The sequence below is a fragment of the Rhodococcus sp. NPDC056743 genome (assembly GCF_042790355.1).
Classification (GTDB): Bacteria; Actinomycetota; Actinomycetes; order Mycobacteriales; family Mycobacteriaceae; genus Rhodococcus_F.
The window spans coordinates 481,821-505,435 of the sequence record NZ_JBHTZI010000002.1 but is presented as its reverse complement, the minus strand read 5'-3'; the positions used below and the strand labels follow the sequence as shown (position 1 = coordinate 505,435).

Below are 23,615 nucleotides of genomic sequence, written 5' to 3'. Positions count from 1 at the left end.
GACCCGTCGGTTTCAGTCGGTGGAATAGGGGTATCCCCGCTGGGCTTGATGTCTCGCCCGAAGTGATCGCCCCATCCGACTCGAAGGAAACACATGAAGATTTCCCGTGTATTCACTGCAATTCTGTCGGTAGTGGTGTTGTCGAGTACCGGAATCGTTCTCGGTTCCGGCGGCGCGAGTGCCGCGCCCCAGCCCACCGTGGTCTTGGTCCACGGGGCTTTTGCCGACGCAACAAGTTGGGACGGTGTGGCTGTCGATTTACGCTCGCGAGGCTATGAGGTTGTGACGCCGGATAATCCGCTGCGGGGGCCGTCGTACGACGCGGCCGTGATCGAGAAGACCGTAGCGGATATCGACGGCCCGGTTGTCCTGGTAGGGCATTCGTACGGCGGCGCCGTGATCACCAATGTCCACAATCCCAACGTGCAGTCGATGGTGTACATCGCGGCGTTCGCGCCGATGCAGGGTGAGCCGGTTCAGATCACGATCGACCCGATTCGCTTCCCGGGAAGTCAATTGCTTCCTCCGGCACTGGCTGTGAAGGTCGTCGACGACGCGCATGCGATAGGTGGCAAAAACCTCGACGGATATGTGACAGACGAGTACTTTCATTCGGTCTTTGCGCAGGACGTCTCCGAGGAAACCGCAGCAACGATGTTGGCGCATCAGAAGTCGATCGCGCTGTGGGCCAACCTGGAACCGAGTGGTTCGCCGTCGTGGGCGAATACCCCGACGTGGTACCTCGTGGCCGGTGACGATCGAGTGATTCCGCCTGCCGCGCAACGGTTCATGGCCAATCGAATGGGTGCGAACACCAGTGAACTTCCCACGTCGCACGCGTCGCTGGTCTCACAGCCCAATGCAGTCGCAGACGTGATCGTGGCGGCCGCTCACAGTTAAGTGTGCGACCGCCACGAGGTAGAGCGGGTTAAAGGTAGTGCAGGTTAAGCCGAAACGATCACCGAGGAACCGTGGCCGAAGAGGCCCTGGTTAGCGGTGATGCCGATGCGAGCGCCTTCGACCTGACGGCCTTCGGCTTGTCCGCGCAGCTGCCAGGTGAGCTCGCACACCTGCGCAAGTGCCTGTGCGGGAACAGCTTCACCGAAGCAGGCGAGGCCACCGGACGGATTCACCGGGATGCGGCCACCGATGGTGGTGTCGCCTGCACGCAAGAGATGTTCGGCCTCGCCGCGCTTGCACAGTGCGAGATCTTCGATCCAGTCGAGTTCGACGGACGTGGCGAGGTCGTACACCTCGGCGACGTCGACGTCCTCGGGTGAGATGCCGGCTTCCTCGTACGCTGCGTAGCCGATGGATTCCTTGAACGTGCGCTCGGGAGCCGACACAGCGGAGCTGGAGTCGGTCGAGAAGTTCGGCATGTCCATGATCGTCTGCGGGAACGTCGGAGTGACCGTCGAAATCGCCTTGATGCGAACAGGTTCCGCGATACCCATCTTGCGGGCGTATTCCATCGACGTCAGCAGGATGGCTGCGCCGCCGTCGGAGGTGGCGCAGATGTCGAGCAAGTGCAGCGGGTTGGACACCACGGGGGATGCCAGCACGTTTTCGACGGTGACTTCCTTGCGGTAGCGCGCGTTGGGGTTGCTCAGACCGTGCTTGGCGTTCTTCACCTTCACGTTGGCGAAGTCCTCGGCGGTGGCGCCGTACAGATCGATGCGTCGACGCGCATTGAGTGCGAAGTATGCCGGGTTGGTCATGCCCATGAGGCGGAAGCGCAGCCAGTCCGGGTCGTCCCACCGCTCGCCGGCGACGGGTGCGAGGAAGCCTTTGGGGGTGGTGTCCGCGCCGACGACCAGAGCAACCTCGCTGAGGCCGGCCAGGATCCGGGCGCGAGCGGTGTCGAGTGCCTGCGCACCCGTTGCGCACGCTGCGTACGACGTGGCGACGCGGGCGCCGTTCCAGCCGAGCGCCTGAGCGAAGGTGGCTCCGGCTACGTATCCGCCGTATCCGTTGCGGACGGTTTCGCCGCCGACGATGAAATCGACGTCTTTCCAGTCGACACCCGAATCAGCGAGGGCGGCGCGAGCGGCGGCAACGCCGTACTTCACGAATGACTGGCCCCACTTGCCCCACGGGTGCATACCTACACCGAGTACTGCAACGTCCTTGCTCATGACTGCGACTCCTGATCAGCTGCGGCGACAGGCTTCCAGCGCCACGTCGTACGAACTCCGGTTTCGTCGGTGTACAGCGGCTCGACGACCAATTCGACGGTATTGCCGACCTTGAGATCGTCGACGCCGAATCCGTCGGCTACCTGGCCGAGGATGACAATGCCCTCGGGCAATTCGACTGCGGCCAGTGCAAACGGCACGTACGGGTCGGAGCTGGGGATGTACGGCGGCGGCGGCTGGTACTGCGCGTCGGTGTACGACCAGACCGTGCCGCGGCGGGAGAGTTCGACGTCGCCGAACTCTTCTCCCGAGCAGCTCGGGTTCTTGCAGAACGTGCTCTCGCGCGGGAAGGAAATGGTGCCGCAGGATTGGCACTTCGTGCCGATCAGAGCCGGTTCGGGGCCGGTGGTGAACCAACCCTCCACCGCAGGTGTCACGCTGCCGCTCGGTGCCGACGTTGCAGTCTCGCTCATGCAAACCTCATCTGGTGGGCGTGCCGGATCCGAGGATCGTGGCCCGCTGTGCCGCTTACTGGAACAGGTTGCAGTATTACACGATAAGCAGCGCAGATGGGGCGAAATTTTCGGTCAGTGGGACGCTTTCCAGAGCGTTCGACGCGGAGGTTTCACCTGGCGTGCGGCTTTGACGATGGACGACACTTCACCCTGGTCGAGGATCTTCTCCCGAACGCGTCCGTGCGCGGCGCCGCGATCAACTTCGGCTTTGTCGATTGCATGCCAACCGGCGCGATCGACGACGGCATTTTGTCGCGCCCGGACGAGCCGATCGAGGGCAGCTGCGTCGGGGGTCGGGGTGTGTAGACGTCCGTGGTTGAAGTCGTCGACGAGCATGCGGACGGTTTCCTGGGCGCAGGATTTGTTGGTGCCGATGTAGCCGCTGGGTCCGCGCTTGATCCAGCCCGTCGCGAACACGCCGGGTGCGCCTGTGACGCGGCCTCCCTCATTCGGGATCACCGAGGCCCTGTCGTCGAATGGAACACCGTCGATGGGCACACCTCGATATCCGATGGACGTGAGAACCAGACCGGCGTCGATTGTTTCCGTGTCGCCGTTGGCTTCGATGCGGACAATTCCCTCGGCGTCGACCAGCGTGTTGCGATTGAACTCGACCCCGGTGACGCGATCCTCGCCGGAAATCGCGGTTGGCGTCAGGAGGTAGCGCAAGGTGATGCGTTTGCTTCCGACTTCGACGTGATCACGATTCTTCAGCGCCTCGAGGAGTCGGAGTTTCTGTTCGACAGCGTGCGGCAGTGAGTCGGCTTTCTCGGTAATCGGATCGAGGACCATGTCATCCGGTCCGACGGACAGTTCGATATCCGGTAGCGCCATCAGGCCGGTGAATTCGGGAACCGTGAAGGCGGATTGCGCAATTCCGCGTCGGCCGACGATCACTACCTCTTCGACGCGGCTCTTCCGCAATGCTGCGAGCGCGTGGGCCGAGATATCGGTGCCGGCCAGCTTTTCGGGATCTGCCGTCAGAATGCGGGCGACATCGAGCGCGACGTTGCCGTTTCCGATGATGACGGCCCGCCGATGTGAGAGGTCGAAGACGTCGTCGACATGATCGGGATGACCGTTGTACCAGGCCACGAAATCGGTGGCCGACGCAGTTCCCGCGAGGTCGGCGCCAGGGATGCCCAGGCCGCGGTCCTTGGAAGCGCCGACGGCGTAGAGGACGGCATGATGATTCTCGAGGAGTTCGTCGTGAGTTACGTGTTGACCGACCTCCACGTTGAGATAGAACTCGAAACCCCGCTGCGCGGCGATCTTGTCGAAGAGTCGCGTCACCTGTTTGGTCTTCTGATGATCGGGTGCCACGCCGGCGCGGACCAAGCCGTAGGGAACGGGTAGCCGGTCGAAGACATTGACCTGCACGCCGGGCTGTGTCAGCAACTCGTCCGCCGCGTACATCGCTGACGGACCGGAGCCGACGATCGCCACTCGCAGCGGTGGACGCCCCTGGTCGACAGTCGCGGCTGGGATCACCTTGGCCAGTAGCGGGCGGGGCCGCTGCTCCTTGTAGAAATCCGCATTGATCGAGAGGAAAACCCGTTGCGGCTCAGCTAGTTTCGACTCGGGAACGATAGCGTCGACCGGGCAGGCAGAGACGCATGCGCCGCAGTCGACACAGGCCTGTGGATCGATGTGCAACATCTCGGCGGTGAGAAAATCCGGTTCGTCCGGCGTCGGATGAATGCAGTTGACCGGGCAGGCGTAGACGCACGAGGCGTCGCTGCAGCAGGACTGCGTGACTACGTGTGGCATGGCGGTAGGGTCCGATCTCGGCTAATACGGCAGTGTTTCTTATGCGGCAGCGTTGTGTGCGCTGCGGTGGGGTTCGCTGCGGAATCGTGATGCGCGGCCGTCCATCTTGCAGGCCTTCCACACCAATCGTGATGCGCGGTTCATCAGACCTGTCTCGGTCGCGAGCATGCGGACGTCACCGAAGTAATTACGCAGCGTCTGACGTGATTCCGGTAGCTCCCAGAACAGGTCCTTCTTGACGGACTTCGGGATGTCGAACTGATTCCAGAAAGTCTTCGGCGGAATCACGATGGCATCGCACAGAATTCGCATGGTGATCGGGAAAAGGAGTGAGAGGACAAAGCGACTCGGCCGTGACATCAGTGGAATGCGTCGGCTCAGGAGCTTGTGCGCAAACGAGATGTGACGCGCTTCTTCGGCAACGTGAATTGCCATGACGGAAGCCATGATCGGATGGATATCGCCCCCGGAGCGCAGGATGCTCTTCTGGATGTGGTCGATAGGTTCTTCGCCTGCAAGGACACCGACGAAGAAGAGTTCAGGAAAGGGGCCGGCAGCAAGCGGAATGAACGGCGCCAGCATGCGCATTGCGCGATTCATGCCCGGAGCGTCAGCGCCGATACGATTCACCATTTCCTGGAACATCATGGTGTGGTTGCACTCTTCGACGGACTCATGAGTGCAGTACCGAGCCTCGGCTGACTGGTTGGGCAGTGCGAAAACGTACTGCATCATGCCGCGGATCAAGATGTTCTCGAACTGCAGGCCGACCTTCGCGACGTTGGCCTGACGCCACATCCCGATTTCGATTTGCTTGTCGATCGACTGCGCTTGGTACCACGGATGAGCGCCGAGCGGATCCGTCTCGGCCGGGAGGATCCAACGAGTATCGCCCGGTGTGACCGCAAACTCGGGGGAGTCCCAATCGATGTCCAGATACGGATCGAAGTGCTTGTTCACGGATCCCTCGGACAGGAGGCGAAGGGTCTCGTTGTACGTGTCGTCGGATGCTTCAGCGTTCTTGTCGAACGGCATGTTCTTGTTGAACGGCGTAGTGAGCGTCATGTTGCGTCTCCCTCTTCGTCGCGGTCACCGCTGGTCTTACGTGCGGTTTCGGTGGTATCGAGGGCCGGTTGGTGTGATCGCAGGCACTCGGTCTGGCTTTAATGTAACCACAGGTATCAGGAAAAGCTAGTCCCAGACAGTTCGAAGATGACCAACGACGTGACCTACTGATGAGTAGCTTTGTGGGCCTGTCGCCAGAAGAGGATCCAGGAGCAAATGGGCGCGCAATAACTTACTGCTCGGTAATCTCGTGGACCTACAGATAAGGACGGGCGATGACGATGATCAGCAGGCTTGTGGGTAATTTCGTGTTGAACCCGCCCATGAGGCTTCGTTCGCTGCTTCCGTTGCCCGGCGTCGACCTTTCGGAGAAAACCATTGTGCTGACCGGGGCGTCGTCCGGCATCGGAGAGGCAACCGCGCACAAGTTGGCGGCTCGCGGCGCCGAGATGATCCTGGTTGCCCGAGGCCGTGACGAGCTCGAACGAGTGCGTGACGACATTCACCGAGCGGGAGGGTGGGCACACGTCATGCCTGCGGATCTCTCGAACGGCGAAAGCGTCGACGAATTGGCCGACGCGATAGGTGACCGGTTCGGGACCGTCGATGTTCTGATCAACAACGCGGGTCGCTCGATCCGTCGCAGCGCTGCTGATTCCGTGGAACGGTTCCACGACTACGAGCGCACTATGGCGCTCAACTACTTCGGTCCGGCGCGACTGACCCTTCGACTCCTGCCGCCGATGCTCGAGGCCGGTTCCGGTCATATCGTCAACGTCGGCACGTGGGGTGTGAGCGCCGGCGTGATGCCTAGGTTCAGCGCGTATCACGCGTCGAAGTCCGCGCTCAGTGCCTTCGGGCGTAGTCTCGGCGCCGAATGTCATGGCACAGGAGTTGATGTCAGTACCGTGCAATTTCCGCTGATTCGCACTCCGATGATCGCGCCCACCGCCGATTACGTCAGCCAACCGGCATTGACGGCGGATCAGGCTGCGTCATGGATTCTGCGGGCAATCGAAACGCGGCCGATCGAGTTGTATCCACGTTATGCAGGACTTCTGAGAATTATCGGTGCTGTATCGCCTTCTGCGACAGATGCTTTCGTGCGAAGGTCTGGAATATGAAATAGCTATGCCGCCGAATTTCCTGAACGCTGAATCTGATTGTCGAGATTTGCACAATCGTCGAATATCGCCCATATGGCTGCGCGTATGAGCATAATTTGAAGCGGGCGAATGCGTAATATCTTGAAAATAGCATCATATTAGAGGGGAATTAACCAGTGGCAGACATTCGCCGGAAACCGGCGCGGGTCAGGGAGATTTCGCTGCATGCTCGCGAAATTCTATCGCGGAACCCAGCCGTCTTGGCGGTCACTGCCGGAATTCTCAGCGTCGTGTGGGTGCTCGGTGCAACCTGGTCGGTGGCGCGGGGTAGTGGCTATTCGGGGGAGCTGGCCGTGGGCGACCCGGGCGTTCTCATCACGACAGTGCTGATTCTGGCTGTTTTGACGGTGGGCGCATGTTTCCGTCGGCGGTATCCGGTGTGGATGTATCTTCTGGCCCTCGCCGGCACTGTCGCTCTGGCCCTGCTGCTCGAGGATCGAATAGCAGCGGCCACTCCGCTGTACTGGTTTGCGATCATAGCTATGGCTGGGAGAACTACGGGAAGTCGATTGGTGCTCCTGACAATTGTCGGAATGCTCACGGATTTGTGGATGACAACCAGATTTCGAGTAACCGCCGTAGGTGAAAGCATGACGCTTGCTCAGGTTCCGGCAGGGGAGTTGCCCGAGTTCTTGTTAGCGCCCGTTGTGAACATATTGACCAGTTACGTGCTCATGATCGCCATCGGGAAAGTTGTGCAGAGATATCGGTGGCAAACGTCCGCCAGTGCCGCTGCCATCGAGCAGGTGCAACTGAACAGTGAAGCCCGAATAAGCGATGCGATCACCGAGGAACGCCAGAATATGGCGCGCGAACTGCACGACGTCGCCGCACATCACCTCACTGGTCTGCTTATCCAAGCCAGGTCGGCGGACAAATTGTTCTCCTCCAACCCCACTCAAGCGAAGGCGCTGCTGGGAGGCGTGATCGATCATGGTGATCGCGCTCTGAACAGTTTGCGTCAAACTGTGGGGATTCTGCGGTTGGGAGAAGCTGATCCCAAGTACCCGCAACCGATGATCGCCGACATCCCGGAACTGGTGGAAGGCTGCCGCGCGTCCATTCCGTCTTTGGAACTTGATCTGGAGGATAGTTTTACCGAACTCGACAGTGCCGTGCAGCTATCGTCCTATCGAGTTGTGCAGGAGGCGTTGTCGAACATTCTCCGCCACGCGCCGGAGAGTTCCGCCAAGGTCACCTTGCGTCGTGAGCGAGATTCGATCAGCGTCGACGTCACCAATATTGCCGGCAGGGTAACGCCCGCGACGGATGGCCAGAGTTTGGGGATCTCGGGGATGCGTGAACGCGTCACCCTTCTGGGCGGATCCCTTCTCGCCGGCCCCAATGACAACGGTTGGACGGTAAAGGCGGTCATTCCCACTGCCGGGCAGATCATCGGCTAGTAGCTTCGCGGCAAAATCGGGCAAAATTCATCCAGGACGTCTGTCCGATTGATAGCTTGAGTCACGCTACAGAGTTCAATCCTTCGCGGAGGGACGTGCCGGTGACTTACTCCAGTGTGGTTAGTGAGGCGGAAAATGACGCCGCCGAGAAAACAGCCACGTGGGACTCGTGGAGGAGTGCTTCAGCCCCAAGGAGATCGCACATACGCCTTGCTTCGATTATTCTGACAGGAGTGCTGAGTCTGGCATATCTTGTAGTTACGCTGCTGATCGGCGACACATTTCCGAAGGATGAGAATTCACAGCTTGATTACAAGCAACTCCTCGGTCCTGCATTGGTGATTGCGATCAATACATTTGTGATGGCGAGAATGCGAAAACACCCAGTCGCTTCGTTTGCAGTAAGTGTTGGGGCGATGATCGTGCTAGCACTGGTTCTAGGCGATCGTGCTGCGGCCGTGACACCCCTTTATTGGATATCGATTCTTACCTTCTCCATTCAAGTCAATGATAGGCCTTTCTTCGCTGGCGCATTTCTTGGGTTATGTTCTGACGCTATGGTCAGCACTTATCTTCGAATTATTGATATGGGTTCGAATCTTTCGCTCGCTGATTCTTTGGCGCTGGCACTTCAGCCGCTGGTGAATGCTGTTGTTAGTTATGGAATTGTCATTGCTTTGGGAAGAGTTGTCCGGAATCAACGGCGGCACAGCTTGGTCGACGAAGTCAGGATTCGACAATTAAAGCAAGAGCGAGACTTGGCTGTGCAAAAAGCTGTGGTAGAAGAGCGAACGCGCATGGCCCGCGAGTTGCACGATGTTTCTGCGCATCATCTGACGGCTGTGATGATCCAAGGAAAAGCTGCTGTCGAGATCTTCGATACAGCCCCTGAAGAGGTAAAAGATCTCCTTGTCGGTGTTGTAGATCAAGGCGAGTGTGCGCTTCGGAGTCTGCGTCAACTTGTCGATGTATTGCGGATCGAACCGACAAGACCTCAAGTTCCACAACCTTCAATCCAATCGATATCTAGTCTTATTGACGGATGTCGACGATCGGGGCTCACAGTAGCGGCTGACATCAGTGGTCAATTATGGGACATCGAAAGTGCAATACAAGTATCGTGTTATCGAATAGTTCAAGAAAGTCTGTCAAATGTGCTCCGTCACGCACACGGAAGTCGTGCCGTTGTATCAATAAAACGCGATTTCGATAGTATCAAAATTTGTGTCGAAAACGGTCCCGGACAATCGCTCGAAAACGACACGAATCGGCATGGGCTTGGATTGGTTGGCCTAAAGGAGCGTGCCGAATACTTGGGCGGCACCTTTGGTGCTGGATACTCAATTAGAGGAACTTGGATAGTCCAGGCTTCAGTACCGCTAGAAAGAACGATTCGACGATGATTACCGTTCTGATAGTAGACGACCAGCCCGTAGTCAGGCGTGGATTGAAGCTTTTCTTAACTAACTATCCAGATATAAGCGTAGTGGGTGAGGCCGACTCGGGTCCGAGTGCTATTCATCAGTCTAATCGACTCAATCCGGACGTTATTCTGATGGATATTCGCATGCCGAACGGAGATGGACTCTCGGCGGCGAAAGTAATTCTTTCCGATCAGCCAAACCAGAAGATCATAATTATTACGACATTCGGCCATGATGACTATTTGTATTCGGCAATAGATTTCGGCGTTTCGGGATTTATGCTGAAAGATGCGTGGCCTGGCGATCTGGCTCATGCGATCTACTGTTCGCACAATGGAGGTACGCCTATCAGTCCGAGTTTATTAGGTAGCCTGACGCGGGAATTTGGACGCCGTTCGACTGTGGCAATTGAGAATGCTCAACCCGATGGAGTTACTGCGAATGCCCTGACTTCCCGGGAATCTGAAATCGTTCAGTGTCTTGCGAGGGGTATGAGTAATGAAGAGATTTCAAACGAATTGCGTATCGAAGTATCTACCATCAAGTCGCATCTCGGTCGTATATCTAACAAGATTGGAACGAAGAGTCGCCTACAGACTGCGATCTGGGCGTATAAGCAAGGTGTGGTCGAGTTTCGAAGTTTGTAATTTGGCCGCTGGCCAATGGCTGGAATTTTATAGTCCAGCCATTGGTCATGCAGTGCTAGCAGATCGAGAAACTCAATGTGCTCCAAGAAGCTACGGGATCATTTGCTAGTCCCGTAGTGTCTCCGGATTCGATTAACTCTTGCAACTCGAGAATGGACTGCATTGCGAACAACCTTTCATTCTAGGTGTACTTGATCGAGCTTTTTTCTCATATTTGATTGAGAGATGTGAACTGGTAGAAAATTCGAATCTCTATTTAGGGGCACAGCCGGCTTTATCTCTGTTGCATTACCCTATATCTGTTCTCCTTTTTGTGTCCGTCATTGGTCCAGTTGGAACTGGTTCGTTTAGTGGTTGCGTTCCTTAGTTTTGTTTTCTGGAACGGCGGATGAGTTTCAATTCCGAGGAAGAGGGTGGTGGTTTCTCGTGTTCCGCGGAGATGGTCGGAATAAAGAACGAGAACATTGGACAGCCCGGTAGAACCGGTTGCCCAGTCGGTAGACAGTCGGAAAAGTTGTTCTCCTGGGAAATGGATCCCGTCCTTGTAGGGTATGGCGTGTAACTGCAAACGCCTGACGTGAGAGTCCAGGTGTTCACGGGTATCGCCGTACTCACGTCCGCTGTCGATGAGTTTGAGGAGATAATAGATAAATCCCGCGCGCCCGTTGAACAAATTGGATTGGATGCAGAATTCGGCGGCAGCGGCACTAGTGATCTTCTCCAGAATGCGTTCGTACCTAGGGGATGGGGCATGTGATGCAAGGCGCATGATCGCAAGCCCGACACCCGTGGACCCGCTGGCGATGTAGGGCAGTTTTCTCCATCGCTCATTCAGTTGGAGCGAACCGTCAGCGCATTCGACAAGCAGCGAGATGTCTTGTTCGAGAATTTCTTTGGCATTGAGGAGATCGCTCTGATGCCCGAGCACTTCATACGCACGAATCCAGAAAAGTGCCTGGCCGCTTGCGCCGCGCATGAGTCCACCTTTCCCGGTGGCGACATACAGTTGGCCGTTTTCAGACTGGATGGAATTGTTGGGGGCGTGCATGCGGGTGAGCATGATCCGTCTAATGCGATTGACCGCCGCGAGAGAGTCCGGATCGCCATAGCGGTGGTGTCGCTCCAAGAGATAGAGTCCGATGCCCGCAAGCCCACTGAAGAGGTCGGTGGTCAGGGTTTCGAACGGCGCGTGATACAACTTCTCGGTCCAAGCGTCGGCCTGGCAATCCAGACCGATCGTTTCGAATGTATGGGCGGCGCCGGCTAATCCGTCGTACAGACCCAACTTGACCTGCGCCGTGCGCTCGATCTTCCGTTCAACCCACTCCGCTGTGAGGAGTCGGTCCTCTTCACTCATTGTTGTTGTCAGTAGATTTCCACATGCACCATGAGCGATGCCGAACGAGTCCTCCGAAAATTGCGCGATGTCCCCGGGATAGAGGCGGTCACGCCGTCCAAGCTGTCGGGATTGGCGGATACCGCGGTCGATAAGCGATCGGATGCTTTCGATGCTGTCGGCGTCATGGACTGGCCAGTGCCTGACCAACTCTTCGGCGAGAAGTGCTCGAGCGTCGGCGTTGTTTGCGACCGGACGAGGACAAAGGGCGTTGAGGATGCTTTCGCAGTAGTCATCGGAGAGTTCGAAGAGAACACGTGCCTCTGCGACCAGTTGCTCGACCTTTCCGGCATTGAGATCGAGAAGAACCGTGAGTGGTAAGAAGACGGAAATCTTCAGGCAAGCAAGTGAATACAGATCGGATGCATAGCCTTCTCGGCCATCGAGGGGTGTGAAACCAGGGGCTCCCATGGACTTGACTACGGCGTCTTGTCCCTCGACGTAGGACATCTCGAAATCGATGAGCTTGATGGAACTGTCCGGACAAACGATGACGTTATTGGGATGGAGATCGCCGAACACGATCCGACGTGCATGCAACTGCTCGATGGCAGCTTGTACTTTGTCGATGATGCCCAGAGCCCAATCACGATATGACCGTCGATCGGATCGGGTTTCATCGGCGCGAACCAACGGGTTGCGCGCCACCATCTCCTTGTTGAGCGTTGTGCCGAGAACGAATTCCTCCACCAGGAAGTGGTGCCCCGAGTGCTCGAAGTAGTCGTATATTCCCGCTACGTGCGGTACATCGGCCAGCAGTCGAAGGACGTCACGTTCGCGTTGAAGCCGAGAGACTGCGTCGCGACCATCCGGCGCGATTCCGGCAAACGGCCGTGCCTCCTTGACGACGACCTCGGATCCGTCGCTGCCCACCCCTTTGTATACTCCGCCGCCGTTGGAGAAATGGAGGGCGTCGACGATTTTGTAGGGAAACAGTTGGTCCGCATCCTCTGCGAACAGCACTTCTTTTTGCTTTTTCACAAAGTCAGGAATCTGGACCCATAGAGGTGGCTTGAACGCCGGATCGCGTACGTCAGGAACCAGTCGCCCGTCGGGGTCTGTAATCGCGGGTACGAGATTGTCGAACTTGTCGCGGACATGTTTGAGAGCGAAGCCCCCGTATCTTACGTACAGAGGCCCATCTTTCCATCGGAGGTCTGAGAGGATATACGGACCGTCGAATCCATGAAGAAGTTCGGCAAGGTCGTTGAGAATCTTCTCGCATGCCTCGGGATCAGATGGATAGATTGTGATGAATTTTCCACTACTGCCTCGGTGTGCATATTTCATGTTCGAACGCAGTAACGCTGCGGAGTCCGGTAGGAACTTGAACGAGAATTCCCGTTCGATGCAATACGCGGATGTAATATCCAAGATCGACTGTGCGTTCTGCATGGTGGCCGAACAGTGGATCTTCCATCCCTGTTCGGGCAGCTTCGCTGACGGAGCCTGATGATGTTGCCATCCATGGGATTCCATGGAAATCCATCGCGCGTCCAATGTGTTGCCAGACAGTTCGTATCGACGGTTGTCGGGGCCTCGGCGTTGCGTCGGATCCTGACGAAGGCGGTCGTAGAATCGCCTGTCAGCCATGGTGTATTCGATGTACTTCACGTCCATGGGCTTCGCTTTACCTTGTCTTCGGCAAGAGCTCGTGAGGAATGTCGCTGAGTGGGAAAATGGGTCTGTAAATAATGGGCTAGTCGGTGACTGGCCGTGTGCATAAGAATAGGGCAAAACGGATGGTTGTGGTCGTTTTCGCGGGATTCGTTGCGCGATGCGCGGCGCGTGTTGGAGGCTTAATACTTTAGTGTTAATACTTTGGTGTTAATTCCTTTCGGCGGGGTATCTCGGTTGCCGATTCCGTCACGGGGCGTGCCTCTGTCCCGATGTGTGTCCGGTTCGATCTCAGTCTTGGCTCCGTGGCCACCGTTGACGTTGGCACCGCCGACATGGTAGCTATTTAACGAGCGCTAAGTCAGTGATCTGACTGTGCGAACCACGATCTCGGTCCGGTGCCCGATGCATGCATCTCGGGTGCCGGATCGTCTCAAGTGCACGTCCTCGAAGGGAACGAAGAAGATGACCAAGGCAGTGATCGTCGATGTAGTCCGGATCGCATCCGGCAAAGGCAAGCCAGGCGGAGCGCTGTCCGGGACGCATCCCGTCGAACTGTTGGCGCATGTCCTTCGGTCGATTGTCGAGCGCAACGGCATCGACCCGGCCCTGGTGGACGACGTCATCGGTGGGTGTGTCGGTCAGGCCGGCGAGCAGGCACTGAACATCACCCGCACCGCCGTACTCTCGGCCGGGTTCCCCGAATCCGTGCCGGCCACCACCATCGACCGCCAATGCGGATCGAGTCAGCAGGCAGCACACTTCGCCGCCCAGGGCGTCATCGCCGGCGCCTACGACATCGTGATCGCCGCCGGTGTCGAATCCATGAGCCGTGTACCCATGGGGTTCACCTCGATGGGTAAGGACGCCTCCGGCCCCGGCATCGCCGCCCGCTACCCCGAAGGTCTCGTCAACCAGGGAATCTCGGCTGAATTGATCGCGGCCAAGTGGAAGTTCGACCGCGACACCCTCGACGCGTTCTCCGCGCAATCCCATCAGCGCGCCGCAGCAGCGGCAGCGGCGGGATTGTTCGACAAGGAAATCGTGCCGATCACGGTCACCAACGCAGCCGGCGAAACCGTCACGCACACCGTCGACGAGACGGTGCGCGCAACGACCACCGCCGAAGGTCTCGGCGGACTCAAGCCGTCGTTCTACTCCGAGAAGTACGCAGCCCGTTTCCCCGAAGCGCAGTGGCACATCACCCCCGGCAACTCGTCTCCACTCACCGACGGCGCCTCGGCCGCTTTGATCATGAGCGAAGAGATGGCGTCGAAGCTGGGCCTGACACCGCGGGCACGTTTCCACTCGTTCTCCGTGATGGGCGACGACCCGGTCTTCATGCTCACCGCACCGATCCCGGCCACCCACAAGGTGTTGGCGCGTGCCGGACTGAGCATCGACGACATCGACACCTACGAGGTCAACGAAGCCTTCGCTCCCGTGCCCCTCGCGTGGGCACACGAATTCGGCGCCGACCCCGCCAAGCTCAACCCGTGGGGCGGAGCCATCTCCCTCGGACACGCACTCGGATCCTCCGGTACGCGGTTGCTGACGACGATGGTCAATCACCTCGAAGCCACCGGCGGACGCTACGGCCTGCAGACCATGTGCGAAGGCGCCGGCATGGCAAACGCCACCATCATCGAACGAATCTGATCCACACACCCTTTCGAAAGGATTTCCCATGATCGTCAACGACAGCGTCGCCGTCGTCACCGGTGGCGCCTCAGGCCTCGGCCTGGCCACCGCCAAAGCCCTTCTCGCCGACGGAGCCAGCGTCGTCATCATCGACCTGCCGTCCTCCAACGGTGAAGCCATCGCCAAGGAACTCGGCGACCGTGTCCGCTTCGCCGCTGCCGACGTCACCGACGAAGCAGCCGTCACCGCCGCTCTCGATCTCGCCGAAACCCTCGGCCCGATCCGCGTCACGGTCAACTGCGCCGGAATCGGCAACGCCATCAAAACCGTCAGCAAGAAGGGCGCCTTCCCGCTGGACGCATTCAAGAAGGTCATCGACGTCAACCTGATCGGCACGTTCAACGTTCTTCGCCTTGCCGCGGAGCGGATCTCGAAGACCGAGCCCATCGACGGCGAGCGGGGCGTCATCATCAACACCGCTTCCGTCGCCGCGTACGACGGACAGATCGGTCAGGCCGCGTACTCGGCATCCAAGGGTGGCGTCGTCGGTATGACGCTCCCCATCGCCCGCGACCTCGCGTCGTTGCTGATCCGCGTCAACACCATCGCACCGGGTCTGTTCAAGACGCCGTTGCTCGCCGGACTGCCCGAAGCAGCCCAGGCGTCGCTGGGCCAGCAGGTTCCGCATCCCTCCCGCCTCGGTGATCCCAGCGAGTACGGCGCACTGGCCGCGCACATCGTCTCCAACCCCATGCTCAACGGTGAAACAATCCGCCTCGACGGCGCAATCCGCATGGCACCGCGGTAATTTCGACTGTTGCATGACTGGCGAAGCGATGAATGTGGATTCCGTGGCAGCGGACTGGAGGTCCTTCCCCCCGCTGGTGATGAGTGACATCCTGACGGCTTCGCTGGAACTGTTCGACGAGAACGGTTACCACGGCACAACAGTGCGGCAGATCGCCAACTGTGTCGGGGTAACCGTCCCCGCGCTCTACTATCACCACGCGAACAAAGAGGCCGTCCTGGTTGCATTGTTCGAAGTCTCGATGAGCGAATTGAATACCCGGACCGAAGCGGCGGCAGCCGAAGCCGGCGAGAATCCGGTGACGCGTTTCGCGCTGGTGGTCGAGGCGATTGTTCTGTACATGACGCATCGGGCGCGCCACGCGGCGCTGGATACCGAGATCCGGCACGTCTCACCGGAAAGTCGAAGTCGATACGCGGCCAGTCGTAAACGGCTCGAGTTGTTGATGCGCAGGATCGTCAATGACGGTGTGGCATCGGGAGATTTCTCGGTCACCGATACGGAAGAAACCGTGCGGGCCATACTCGGAATGGCTCAGTCTCTACCGCGCTGGTTCCAGACCGGCGGCCCGATGTCGCCGTCGCAGTTGGCAGAGAAGTACGTCGACATCGCTTTTCGTACCGTCGGGTATCGACCGTAAACGAAGGCGGGCAACAGGTTTCCTACCTGTTGCCCGCCTTCGATGTTCACTTGGTATCAGAGGCGCGTGACGTCGAGTCCGCCATCGTGGTAGTCGGCCCGCAGACGCTTCTTGTCGAACTTGCCGACACTCGTCTTCGGAACTTCCTGCACCACAGCCCAGTTCTCGGGCAGCTGCCACTTTGCGATCTTGTCCGAAAGGAACTCTTGCAGCTCGGACATTGTTGCCGTCGAATCGGCGCGCAGGACGACCGCCACCAGCGGTCGCTCATCCCACTTCTCGTCGGGAATGCCGATCACGGCGGCTTCCGTGACATCGGGATGCCCCATGACCGCGTTCTCGAGATCGACCGACGAAATCCACTCGCCGCCCGACTTGATGATGTCCTTGGAACGGTCCGAGAGGCTGAGGAAGCCGTCGGCCGTGATGGATCCGACGTCGCCGGTCTTGAGCCAGCCTTCGTTGAACTTGTCGGCAGCGTCGACGCCGTAGTACGACGCCGTGATCCAGGGGCCGCGCACCTCGAGTTCACCGACGGAAACGCCGTCGTGGGCAACAGCTTTGCCGTCGTCGTCGATGAGGCGCGACTCGACGGATGCGGGGAAGCGGCCCTGTGAGTAGCGGTACTTCCACATCTCGTCGCCCGTGACGCCGAGCGGCGGGCGAGCCACGGAGCCGAGCGGCGAGGTTTCCGTCATACCCCAGGCGTGCAGAACGCTGACGTTGTGATCGTTTTCGAACGAGTGCATCAGTGCCGGCGGAACTGCCGAGCCGCCGATCAGGACCTCGCGCATCGAGGAGATGTCCTGTGGGTTCTGTTCGAGGTAGAGGTGCAGGCCTTGCCAGATGGTGGGGACCGCGGCGGCGAATGTCGGCTTCTCGCTTGCGATGATCGCAGCCAACGGAGCCGGCTGGAGGAAACGATCAGGCATGATCAGCGAAGCGCCGATCATGAACGCTGCGTAGGGGAGTCCCCACGACATCGCATGGAACTGAGGGACGACGGCGAGCGCGCGGTCACCCTGCTTGAGGTTGGGTCCGTCGCTCATACAGACCTGCATCGAGTGTAGGTAGATCGAACGGTGTGAGTACACAACCCCTTTGGGGTCGCCGGTGGTTCCGGAGGTGTAACACATCGCGGCGGCGCTGCGCTCGTCCAATTCGGGCCAGTCGAACTCGGTCGGCTGCTCCGCGATCAGGCCTTCGTACGTGTGGACCTCGACACCGGCGGGTGCTTCGAGGCCGGCCGTGGAAGAGCCCGTCACGATGATGTGCTTGACCGTCGTGAGGGACGGCAGTTGCGGAGCGAGCAGCGGGATCAGCGACGGATCCACGATGATCACGTGATCCTCGGCGTGATTGGCGACATGGATCAACTGCTCGGGGAACAGCCGGATGTTGAGAGTGTGCAGGACAGCGCCCATTGCGGGAATGCCGAGGTACGCCTCGAGGTGCTCCGAGTTGTTCCACATGAACGTGGCCACTCGCTGATCCCCGTCGACGCCCAGTCCGCGTAGTGCGTGAGCCAACTGAGCGCAGCGACGTCCCACGTCGGCGTAGGACGTACGCCGGGGACCACTTTCGGTCCAGGTCACAACCTCGGCTGCGCCGTGGACTGAGGCTCCGTGGCGCAGGATTTGAGCAATGGAGAGTGGGGCGTCTTGCATCGTGCTCAGCATGGGCTACTCCTGGTTGTCATGCGATCCTGTGCTTTCCAGACGGGTCGCAATCAAGGGTTCGTGATGCAAGGCTAGTCATATCGTCTGTGTGCCGTGTTGGTGACCCACTGCACACTCGAAGAACCAGGCGATGACGAGTGCTCCCGGGTCGACGACGCCGCGGGCGGCCTCTCCGACGTAGCTCGCGCGGCCTCGGCTGGCGATCAACATTTCCGTCGATTCAGCTCCCACGCGGGCGGCATCGGAAGTCCGTTGCAACACCTCTGTGCGTCCGTCGCCGAGTCGAACCCCTTCTTCGAGTGCGTCGACGGCGGGGGTTATCGCATCCACCATCGTCTTGTCTCCGGGGCGTGCTCCGCCGAGTGCAGTGATGTTGTCCAAGCCCGACCGTGCCGCTGCGGCGACGGCCGCGAGATCCAGTCCACCTTCGCGGGCTGCGCGGAAGAAATGCCGGAACCAGATCCCGAACAGTGCGCCGGACGTTCCTCCTGCATGACCGAGATAGGCTTGCGAGATGGCTTCGAACGTTGTTGCTGCAGAATAGGTATTCCGCATCGCGGCTAAATCCAGTTGTTCCAGCGCGGCCACCATGTTAGTGCCGAAATCGCCGTCACCGGCCCGTCGATCGAGGTCAGTGAGGGCAGGTTCCTCATCGAGAACCTTCTGCGCCCAATCGGCCACCCAGGCCCCGATATTTCCGTCGGACGTGGGGGTGATCGGTGCTGTGTACGAGGGGCCGAAGGATTCCCGCGGACCAACCGTCGAGTAACTCCGTGCCGGAGAGTTCGGCCAGGCGGGGGTGGAGGTCGGGGCATCCCACAGTTCGAGGATCCGATCGTCGACGCGCACCAAGGTGATGGATGCGCCCGCCATGTTCATAGCCGTCACAAATGTTCCGACGAGGGGGCGTTCGATGCGAATGCCCTTCTCGCCTAGATACTCTCCGAGTTCGGCAAACAACAATTGCAGTTCCAGAGGATGAGTTGCTCCTAATCCGTTGACCAGCGCGATGACACGATCTCCATCGGCCAGCTCGAGTGAGTCGACAATCGGATCGGTCAGCCGACGCACCAGTTCGGGAGCAGGCAACGCATCGATGCGCTCCCGTCCTCGCTCGCCGTGGATGCCGATGCCGAGTTCCATCTGGCCCGCGGGTAGATCGAACGACGGCTCCGTTGCTCCGGGGAGCGTGCACGGCGCAAGCGAGACAGCCATGCTGCGTGCCGATTTCGCGACAAGGCGACCGATCCGGACTACCTCGGCCAAGTCATCGCCGCGTTCGGCTGCAGCGCCGCACACTTTTTCGACAACCACCGTGGCTGCCGTACCGCGGCGTCCGGGTCCGTCGCCGTCAGCTCGTTCGGTTGCGACATCGTCATCGACGAGCACCACGTCGGCGTCGATGTTGTCTTCTCGCAGCAACTCTCGCGCGATGCCGAAGTTCATGACGTCGCCGGTGTAGTTCTTCACGATGTGGAGGACACCGCCGCCGGTGTCGACAGCTTTCGATGCCTCGTGAATCTGCAACGCGTTGGGTGAGGTGAAGACCAAGCCGGGGCAGACGGCGGTCAGCATTCCTGCCCCGAGAAACCCGGCATGCATCGGTTCGTGTCCAGAGCCGCCGCCGGAAACGATCGCGACCTGTCCCGTGGGTAGTGGCTGTGCTCGAGTGAGGTAGCCGGGGTCGGGGTTCCAGGCAATGTCCTCGGTGGACGCGATCACACCGCGAAGTGCATCGGGGACAAATGTCTTTGCGCTGCGCATGAACATGCATCCAGCCTATGCCTGGCTACACCTGGAGCACGACAAGCCCGGCCACTGCGAAGATCAAGTACGCAAACCACTTCTGTAGGTGCGAGGTGTCGATCCTCTTACCGAACCGACCGGCTATTAACGATCCCGCGATGGCGGTTGCGGTGAACGCGCCGACCAAGCCCCAGTCGAGTGTGAGATCGCCGAGGTAGGCAAGCACGCCGGACGCGGAGTTTGCAGTCACGATGACCAACGACGTGCCCACCGCGACGGGCATCGTGATGCCCAGCAGCAGGACAAGGGCCGGGACGATCAGGAACCCGCCGCCCACTCCGAAGAGTCCCGTCAGGAAGCCGACTCCCAAGCCGGCGGGGATTGCGCGCGAGGTGCAGCGTCGCCAGTTGACGGATGAGTCCACGGCACGGCACGCCGTCCCCGTGCCGCCGGTTTCGGTCAGCATCCTGATGCCCGCGACCACCATGACGATGGCAAAGCCCGTCATGGTGACGGACGGCGGGAGCATCCGGTTGACTGCGCTACCGGCAAAGGCTGCAAGGAGACCTGTGGCGGCAAAGACTGCTGCCACCGGCCATTGAATCTCTCGCGCAGTAACTTTGGGAAAAGCGCCGAAGAGCGACGCCGTACCGACAACGATCAAGGACATGGGTACGGCCTGCTCCAGCGGAATGCCCAGGGCGTACACCAATACGGGAACCGCGAGTATGGATCCGCCGCCGCCGAGTAACCCGAGCAAGGAGCCGATGACGGTACCCAGCGCCAAGGTGAGAGCGACCGTCACGTGTCTACCGCCGGAACAGGTTTTTGAAGAATCCCGTGTCGGAGGTTTCGCGCTCGCAGGTGCAGCGCTGCGCTGGCGGAACAGAATTCATGACGCCGTCGACGTGCTGGCCGCAACCACCCCACGTAGTCTTCGAGCAGGTCGAACAGGTGACGGGATAACACATGGTTTTCTCCTGAAAGGGTAGTGGTGGTTAGGCGTCGAGCCAGGCGTTGTAGCCACCGACGAGGTCGCTGACGCGACTGCGGCCGTGCGCGCGCAGCAAAGAGGCGGCGACGCTGGAACGCCAGCCGCCGGCGCAGTGGACGATCACGGGGCGATCGGCCGGTAATTCGTCTATGCGAGAGCGTAATTGTGCCAGTGGAATAGGAAGTGCACCAGGAATAGTGCCGAAATCCCTCTCTCCGGGGTTGCGAATATCGACGAGAGTGACAGCGTTGTCGGCAAGAAGCTGCGCCAGTTCCGATGTGATGGTGCGCGGAGCAGTCTGCACGAGATCGGACAACTCCGCGGGGATTGTGCCGGCAGCCCGCGAATTCACATAACCGATTACCGCATCGGAACCGATGCGGGCCAGCCGTTTAGCGCTCTCCTGTTCTTCGCCGGGGTAGGTGATCAGTACTATGCGGTCGCCGATGTCGGACACCATTCCGGCTGTCTCGGCAAAGCGGCCGTCGAATCCGACGTTGACGCTGCCGCTCACGTGACCCGCCGCGAAGTCCTCGACGCTACGAGCGTCAAGGACTGCTGTGCCCGAGGATAATTCAGCTCGCAGGTCTGCAAGGCTCAGCTCCGGAACATGGCGCTCGGGATCCAGCAATCCGTGGACGCTCTTGTTCAGTGCAACGTCAGCGGCAAAGTACGACGGTACCGAAGGTTGTCCCTCGGTGATCATCTCGACAAAAGCAGCCTCACTCATCGGGGCCACAGATGGATTCGTGCGTCGTTGCTCGCCGATGGTGGAGGTCAACTGATCCGACATGTTCTTGCCGCACGACGAACCGGCACCGTGTGCCGGCATGACGATCACGGAATCGGGGAGAGGTAGGAGCACGTCGTGAACAGTGCGGTACATCGCCTGCGCCAGTTCGGTATTGGTGCTGTTTCCGAGGTTGGCCAGGTCGGGGCGTCCGACGTCGCCGATGAACAGTGAGTCGCCGGTGAGGACAGCAGTGGGTGTGGCGCCCGCGCTCTCGCGGATCAGCAGACTGATGGATTCCCAGGTGTGCCCGGGTGTGGCGAGGATTTCGATGTCGACCTCGCCGAGCGAGATGTGCTCGCCGTGTGCGAGTCGTGTGATGGGGTATTCGGTGTCGGCAGCTTCACCGAAGCCGATCCAGGCGTCTGTCGCCTTGCGCAACTCGAGGTGGCCGGAGACAAAATCGGCATGGAAGTGCGTGTTGACGACACCCACGATCTTCAGGCCGTAGCGCTCGGCGTCCTCGAGATAGCCGTCGACATCGCGGCGGGGATCCACCACGATGGCCGTACCGCTTCCTTCGTCGCCGATCAGGTACGAAGCGTGCGACAAGCATTCGATGTAGTACTGCTCGAGAATCATCTCTGCACCTCCTGGGTTCACTGTGTCGAAACCCAGCATGCCGTATACCCCCAGGGGTATGCACGTGGCAGTGACGAAGACCACGAGTGGTGCAAGTGGTTCAGATCCCGGTTTCCGCGGCAATCCTGCCGTCGGCCACAGCTTTCTGCAGCTCCCCGTGGTCGCGTTCGGTTTGGTCTGCGTACAGTCGCGCGAAGCGGGTAAAGGCGACGTCAACCATGTCCGAAGAGCCGAGATAGCCCGAGATCAACGACGCACCACTGGTTCGGGCGTGCCCTTTGGCGAGCAGTCGGCCGCAGATGGCAACGTAGTCGGTGAGGGCGGACGCATCGATGTTGTTGAGATCCACCGAGCCCTTCATATTTCGGAACTGGCGGACGTAATACTGGCGATCGTCCACCGTGCACCAGCCGAGCAGCGGATCGCTGACGGTTTGAAGGGCCTGCTGGTATTCGGCGACGCGTCGGCCTTGGTGATCGTGCCACGCGCTTGTGCCGTGCACGAAGGGCGCGACAACGGAGCGCCTGGCTTGCTTGAGCTGAAGAAACAGAACGTCGTCCGGGATGCTGCCCTCGCACAACGCGACAAACGCACGCAAGGCAACGCTGCCGACACCTACCACTCGATGCGCGACGTCGACGACGTTGTATCCGGAAACCACTCGACGCCAGTGTGGGGCAAGAGTTTCGAGGTACTGGTCGAGGCCCTGGAGTAGGAAGTCGGTGTCTTTCGGGCTGAGATGGGTTGTCAGTGGCGGGCTTTCAAGGAACTTTCGACGTCCGTTCTCCTCGATGGTGAATCGCGAGAGTGCGTGATCGCTCGTGCGTTTGCGGGCGCGTTCTGCGGCCCGGGCGATTTCGGCCAACAAGCCAGGATCAGTCACGTGCGCAGTGAGTCCGTTCAGATCGACCCGGTCGAAGGACCTACCGAATAGTGGCCGCTCCGCAAGCGTGGCCAAATGGTTCCGATATGCAGACGTGCACGAGACCACCGCGGCCTCACATTGGCTTTCGGTGAAACCGTTTTGCCGGCCGGCAACCCAGATACTGGCGACCAAGCGTCGCAGATCCCATTCCCACGGGCCGGGATGAGCCTCGTCGAAATCGTTGAGATCGATCACCAGCTCCCGTTCCGGAGAGCCGTAGAAACCGAAATTGCCGACATGAGCGTCACCGCAAATAACAGGGGTGATTCCGGTGGACGGCAACGTCGACAGGTCTTCGGCCATCAAACCTGCTGTGCCCCTCAAGAATCCGTACGGCGAAGCGACCATACGTCCCACCCGAATGGGGACCAGCCAGTCCAGTCGACCCTCGTGGGCTGTGTTCACCTGATCAACGGGATCGCGCCGATCGGTCGAGGGCGCCCAATCCCCGAGCGTGGACCGGGGCACCTGCTTGCGCAGGCTTTTGCCGATCTTTCGGCGTTCGCTACGGGGAGTTTGGCGCGTACGGAGAGTAGCTTTGCCGTCCGGTTCGACCTCGGTTGTGGGTACTTGACCGGCATGTATCTGCGGCAGGGCCATGTCGGTTCTCCTTCGTCGGGCATGCGAACTCGCGCTCGATACTATGCCCGCGCCCACAACGCGTAGACGGGG

19 protein-coding genes are annotated in these 23,615 nt (G+C 59.7%); 8 read left to right on the top strand and 11 right to left on the bottom strand.

Going from position 1 to position 23,615, the window contains the following annotated elements; genetic code table 11:
• The first annotated feature begins 93 nt into the window (after positions 1-93).
• Positions 94-900 carry an alpha/beta fold hydrolase gene (locus ACFRFQ_RS06920; protein WP_378654785.1) on the top strand — a complete coding sequence of 269 codons (807 nt, stop codon included), beginning with the start codon at positions 94-96 and terminating at the stop codon, positions 898-900.
• A 44-nt stretch (positions 901-944) separates the two neighbouring features.
• On the opposite strand, the gene ACFRFQ_RS06915 is transcribed toward ACFRFQ_RS06920, so the two are convergent.
• The 4 genes from ACFRFQ_RS06915 to ACFRFQ_RS06900 form a co-directional block, all read right to left on the bottom strand.
• Positions 945-2,135: a lipid-transfer protein gene (locus ACFRFQ_RS06915; protein WP_033233703.1), complete on the bottom strand. Its 1,191-nt coding sequence runs from the start codon at positions 2,133-2,135 to the stop codon at positions 945-947.
• The gene (locus tag ACFRFQ_RS06910) at positions 2,132-2,608 is read right to left on the bottom strand and encodes a Zn-ribbon domain-containing OB-fold protein (protein ID WP_378654783.1); all 477 of its coding nucleotides are present in this window, start codon (positions 2,606-2,608) and stop codon (positions 2,132-2,134) included. Before ACFRFQ_RS06910 ends, ACFRFQ_RS06915 begins: the two co-directional genes overlap by 4 nt.
• 114 nt (positions 2,609-2,722) lie before the next feature.
• Positions 2,723-4,420 carry an FAD-dependent oxidoreductase gene (locus tag ACFRFQ_RS06905; RefSeq protein WP_378654780.1) on the bottom strand — a complete coding sequence of 566 codons (1,698 nt, stop codon included), beginning with the start codon at positions 4,418-4,420 and terminating at the stop codon, positions 2,723-2,725.
• A 39-nt stretch (positions 4,421-4,459) separates the two neighbouring features.
• Positions 4,460-5,485 (bottom strand): diiron oxygenase, encoded by a 1,026-nt coding sequence (locus ACFRFQ_RS06900; protein WP_378654777.1) that lies wholly within the window; start codon positions 5,483-5,485, stop codon positions 4,460-4,462.
• A 275-nt stretch (positions 5,486-5,760) separates the two neighbouring features.
• On the opposite strand from ACFRFQ_RS06900, the gene ACFRFQ_RS06895 reads away from it, so the two are divergent.
• From ACFRFQ_RS06895 to ACFRFQ_RS06880, 4 genes are all read left to right on the top strand, one after another.
• Positions 5,761-6,609 (top strand): SDR family oxidoreductase, encoded by an 849-nt coding sequence (locus ACFRFQ_RS06895; protein ID WP_378654775.1) that lies wholly within the window; start codon positions 5,761-5,763, stop codon positions 6,607-6,609.
• A 242-nt stretch (positions 6,610-6,851) separates the two neighbouring features.
• Positions 6,852-8,054 carry a sensor histidine kinase gene (locus ACFRFQ_RS06890; protein WP_378654772.1) on the top strand — a complete coding sequence of 401 codons (1,203 nt, stop codon included), beginning with the start codon at positions 6,852-6,854 and terminating at the stop codon, positions 8,052-8,054.
• A gap of 233 nt (positions 8,055-8,287) precedes the next feature.
• A complete protein-coding gene (locus tag ACFRFQ_RS06885) occupies positions 8,288-9,457 on the top strand; it encodes a sensor histidine kinase (protein WP_378654769.1) in 1,170 nt (389 codons plus the stop codon).
• Complete coding sequence (locus ACFRFQ_RS06880; protein WP_378654766.1) at positions 9,454-10,125, top strand: response regulator; 672 nt, start codon at positions 9,454-9,456, stop codon at positions 10,123-10,125. The genes ACFRFQ_RS06885 and ACFRFQ_RS06880 overlap by 4 nt, the downstream gene beginning before the upstream one ends.
• A 55-nt stretch (positions 10,126-10,180) precedes the next feature.
• Here ACFRFQ_RS06880 and ACFRFQ_RS06875 read toward each other — a convergent pair whose 3' ends face one another.
• Complete coding sequence (locus ACFRFQ_RS06875) at positions 10,181-10,288, bottom strand: class III lanthipeptide (protein ID WP_378654763.1); 108 nt, start codon at positions 10,286-10,288, stop codon at positions 10,181-10,183.
• A 111-nt stretch (positions 10,289-10,399) separates the two neighbouring features.
• On the bottom strand, positions 10,400-13,141 hold the full coding sequence (gene lanKC / locus ACFRFQ_RS06870) for a class III lanthionine synthetase LanKC (RefSeq protein ID WP_378654760.1): 2,742 nt from the start codon (positions 13,139-13,141) through the stop codon (positions 10,400-10,402).
• 462 nt (positions 13,142-13,603) lie between these two features.
• On the opposite strand from lanKC, the gene ACFRFQ_RS06865 reads away from it, so the two are divergent.
• Genes ACFRFQ_RS06865 through ACFRFQ_RS06855 form a run of 3 tightly spaced genes read left to right on the top strand, consistent with a single transcriptional unit; the run spans position 13,604 to position 16,227 of the window.
• Positions 13,604-14,797 carry a thiolase family protein gene (locus tag ACFRFQ_RS06865; RefSeq protein WP_378654757.1) on the top strand — a complete coding sequence of 398 codons (1,194 nt, stop codon included), beginning with the start codon at positions 13,604-13,606 and terminating at the stop codon, positions 14,795-14,797.
• A gap of 28 nt (positions 14,798-14,825) precedes the next feature.
• Positions 14,826-15,587, top strand: coding sequence for a 3-hydroxyacyl-CoA dehydrogenase (locus ACFRFQ_RS06860; protein ID WP_138870885.1), 762 nt, complete (start codon positions 14,826-14,828; stop codon positions 15,585-15,587).
• Between the two features lie 13 nt (positions 15,588-15,600).
• Positions 15,601-16,227 (top strand): TetR/AcrR family transcriptional regulator, encoded by a 627-nt coding sequence (locus ACFRFQ_RS06855; protein WP_378654754.1) that lies wholly within the window; start codon positions 15,601-15,603, stop codon positions 16,225-16,227.
• Positions 16,228-16,283: 56 nt separating this feature from the next.
• Here the strand turns inward: ACFRFQ_RS06855 and ACFRFQ_RS06850 are convergent, their stop codons facing one another.
• The 5 genes from ACFRFQ_RS06850 to ACFRFQ_RS06830 form a co-directional block, all read right to left on the bottom strand.
• Positions 16,284-17,906, bottom strand: coding sequence for a long-chain fatty acid--CoA ligase (locus tag ACFRFQ_RS06850; protein WP_378654752.1), 1,623 nt, complete (start codon positions 17,904-17,906; stop codon positions 16,284-16,286).
• Positions 17,907-17,981: 75 nt separating this feature from the next.
• Positions 17,982-19,676, bottom strand: a complete 1,695-nt coding sequence (locus tag ACFRFQ_RS06845) for a dihydroxyacetone kinase family protein (RefSeq protein ID WP_378654749.1) — start codon at positions 19,674-19,676, stop codon at positions 17,982-17,984.
• 19 nt (positions 19,677-19,695) lie between these two features.
• Positions 19,696-20,457, bottom strand: coding sequence for a sulfite exporter TauE/SafE family protein (locus ACFRFQ_RS06840; RefSeq protein WP_378654746.1), 762 nt, complete (start codon positions 20,455-20,457; stop codon positions 19,696-19,698).
• Between the two features lie 193 nt (positions 20,458-20,650).
• On the bottom strand, positions 20,651-22,018 hold the full coding sequence (locus ACFRFQ_RS06835) for a rhodanese-like domain-containing protein (RefSeq protein ID WP_378654743.1): 1,368 nt from the start codon (positions 22,016-22,018) through the stop codon (positions 20,651-20,653).
• Between the two features lie 100 nt (positions 22,019-22,118).
• A complete protein-coding gene (locus ACFRFQ_RS06830; protein ID WP_378654740.1) occupies positions 22,119-23,543 on the bottom strand; it encodes a DUF2252 domain-containing protein in 1,425 nt (474 codons plus the stop codon).
• Between the last annotated feature and the right edge of the window lie 72 nt (positions 23,544-23,615).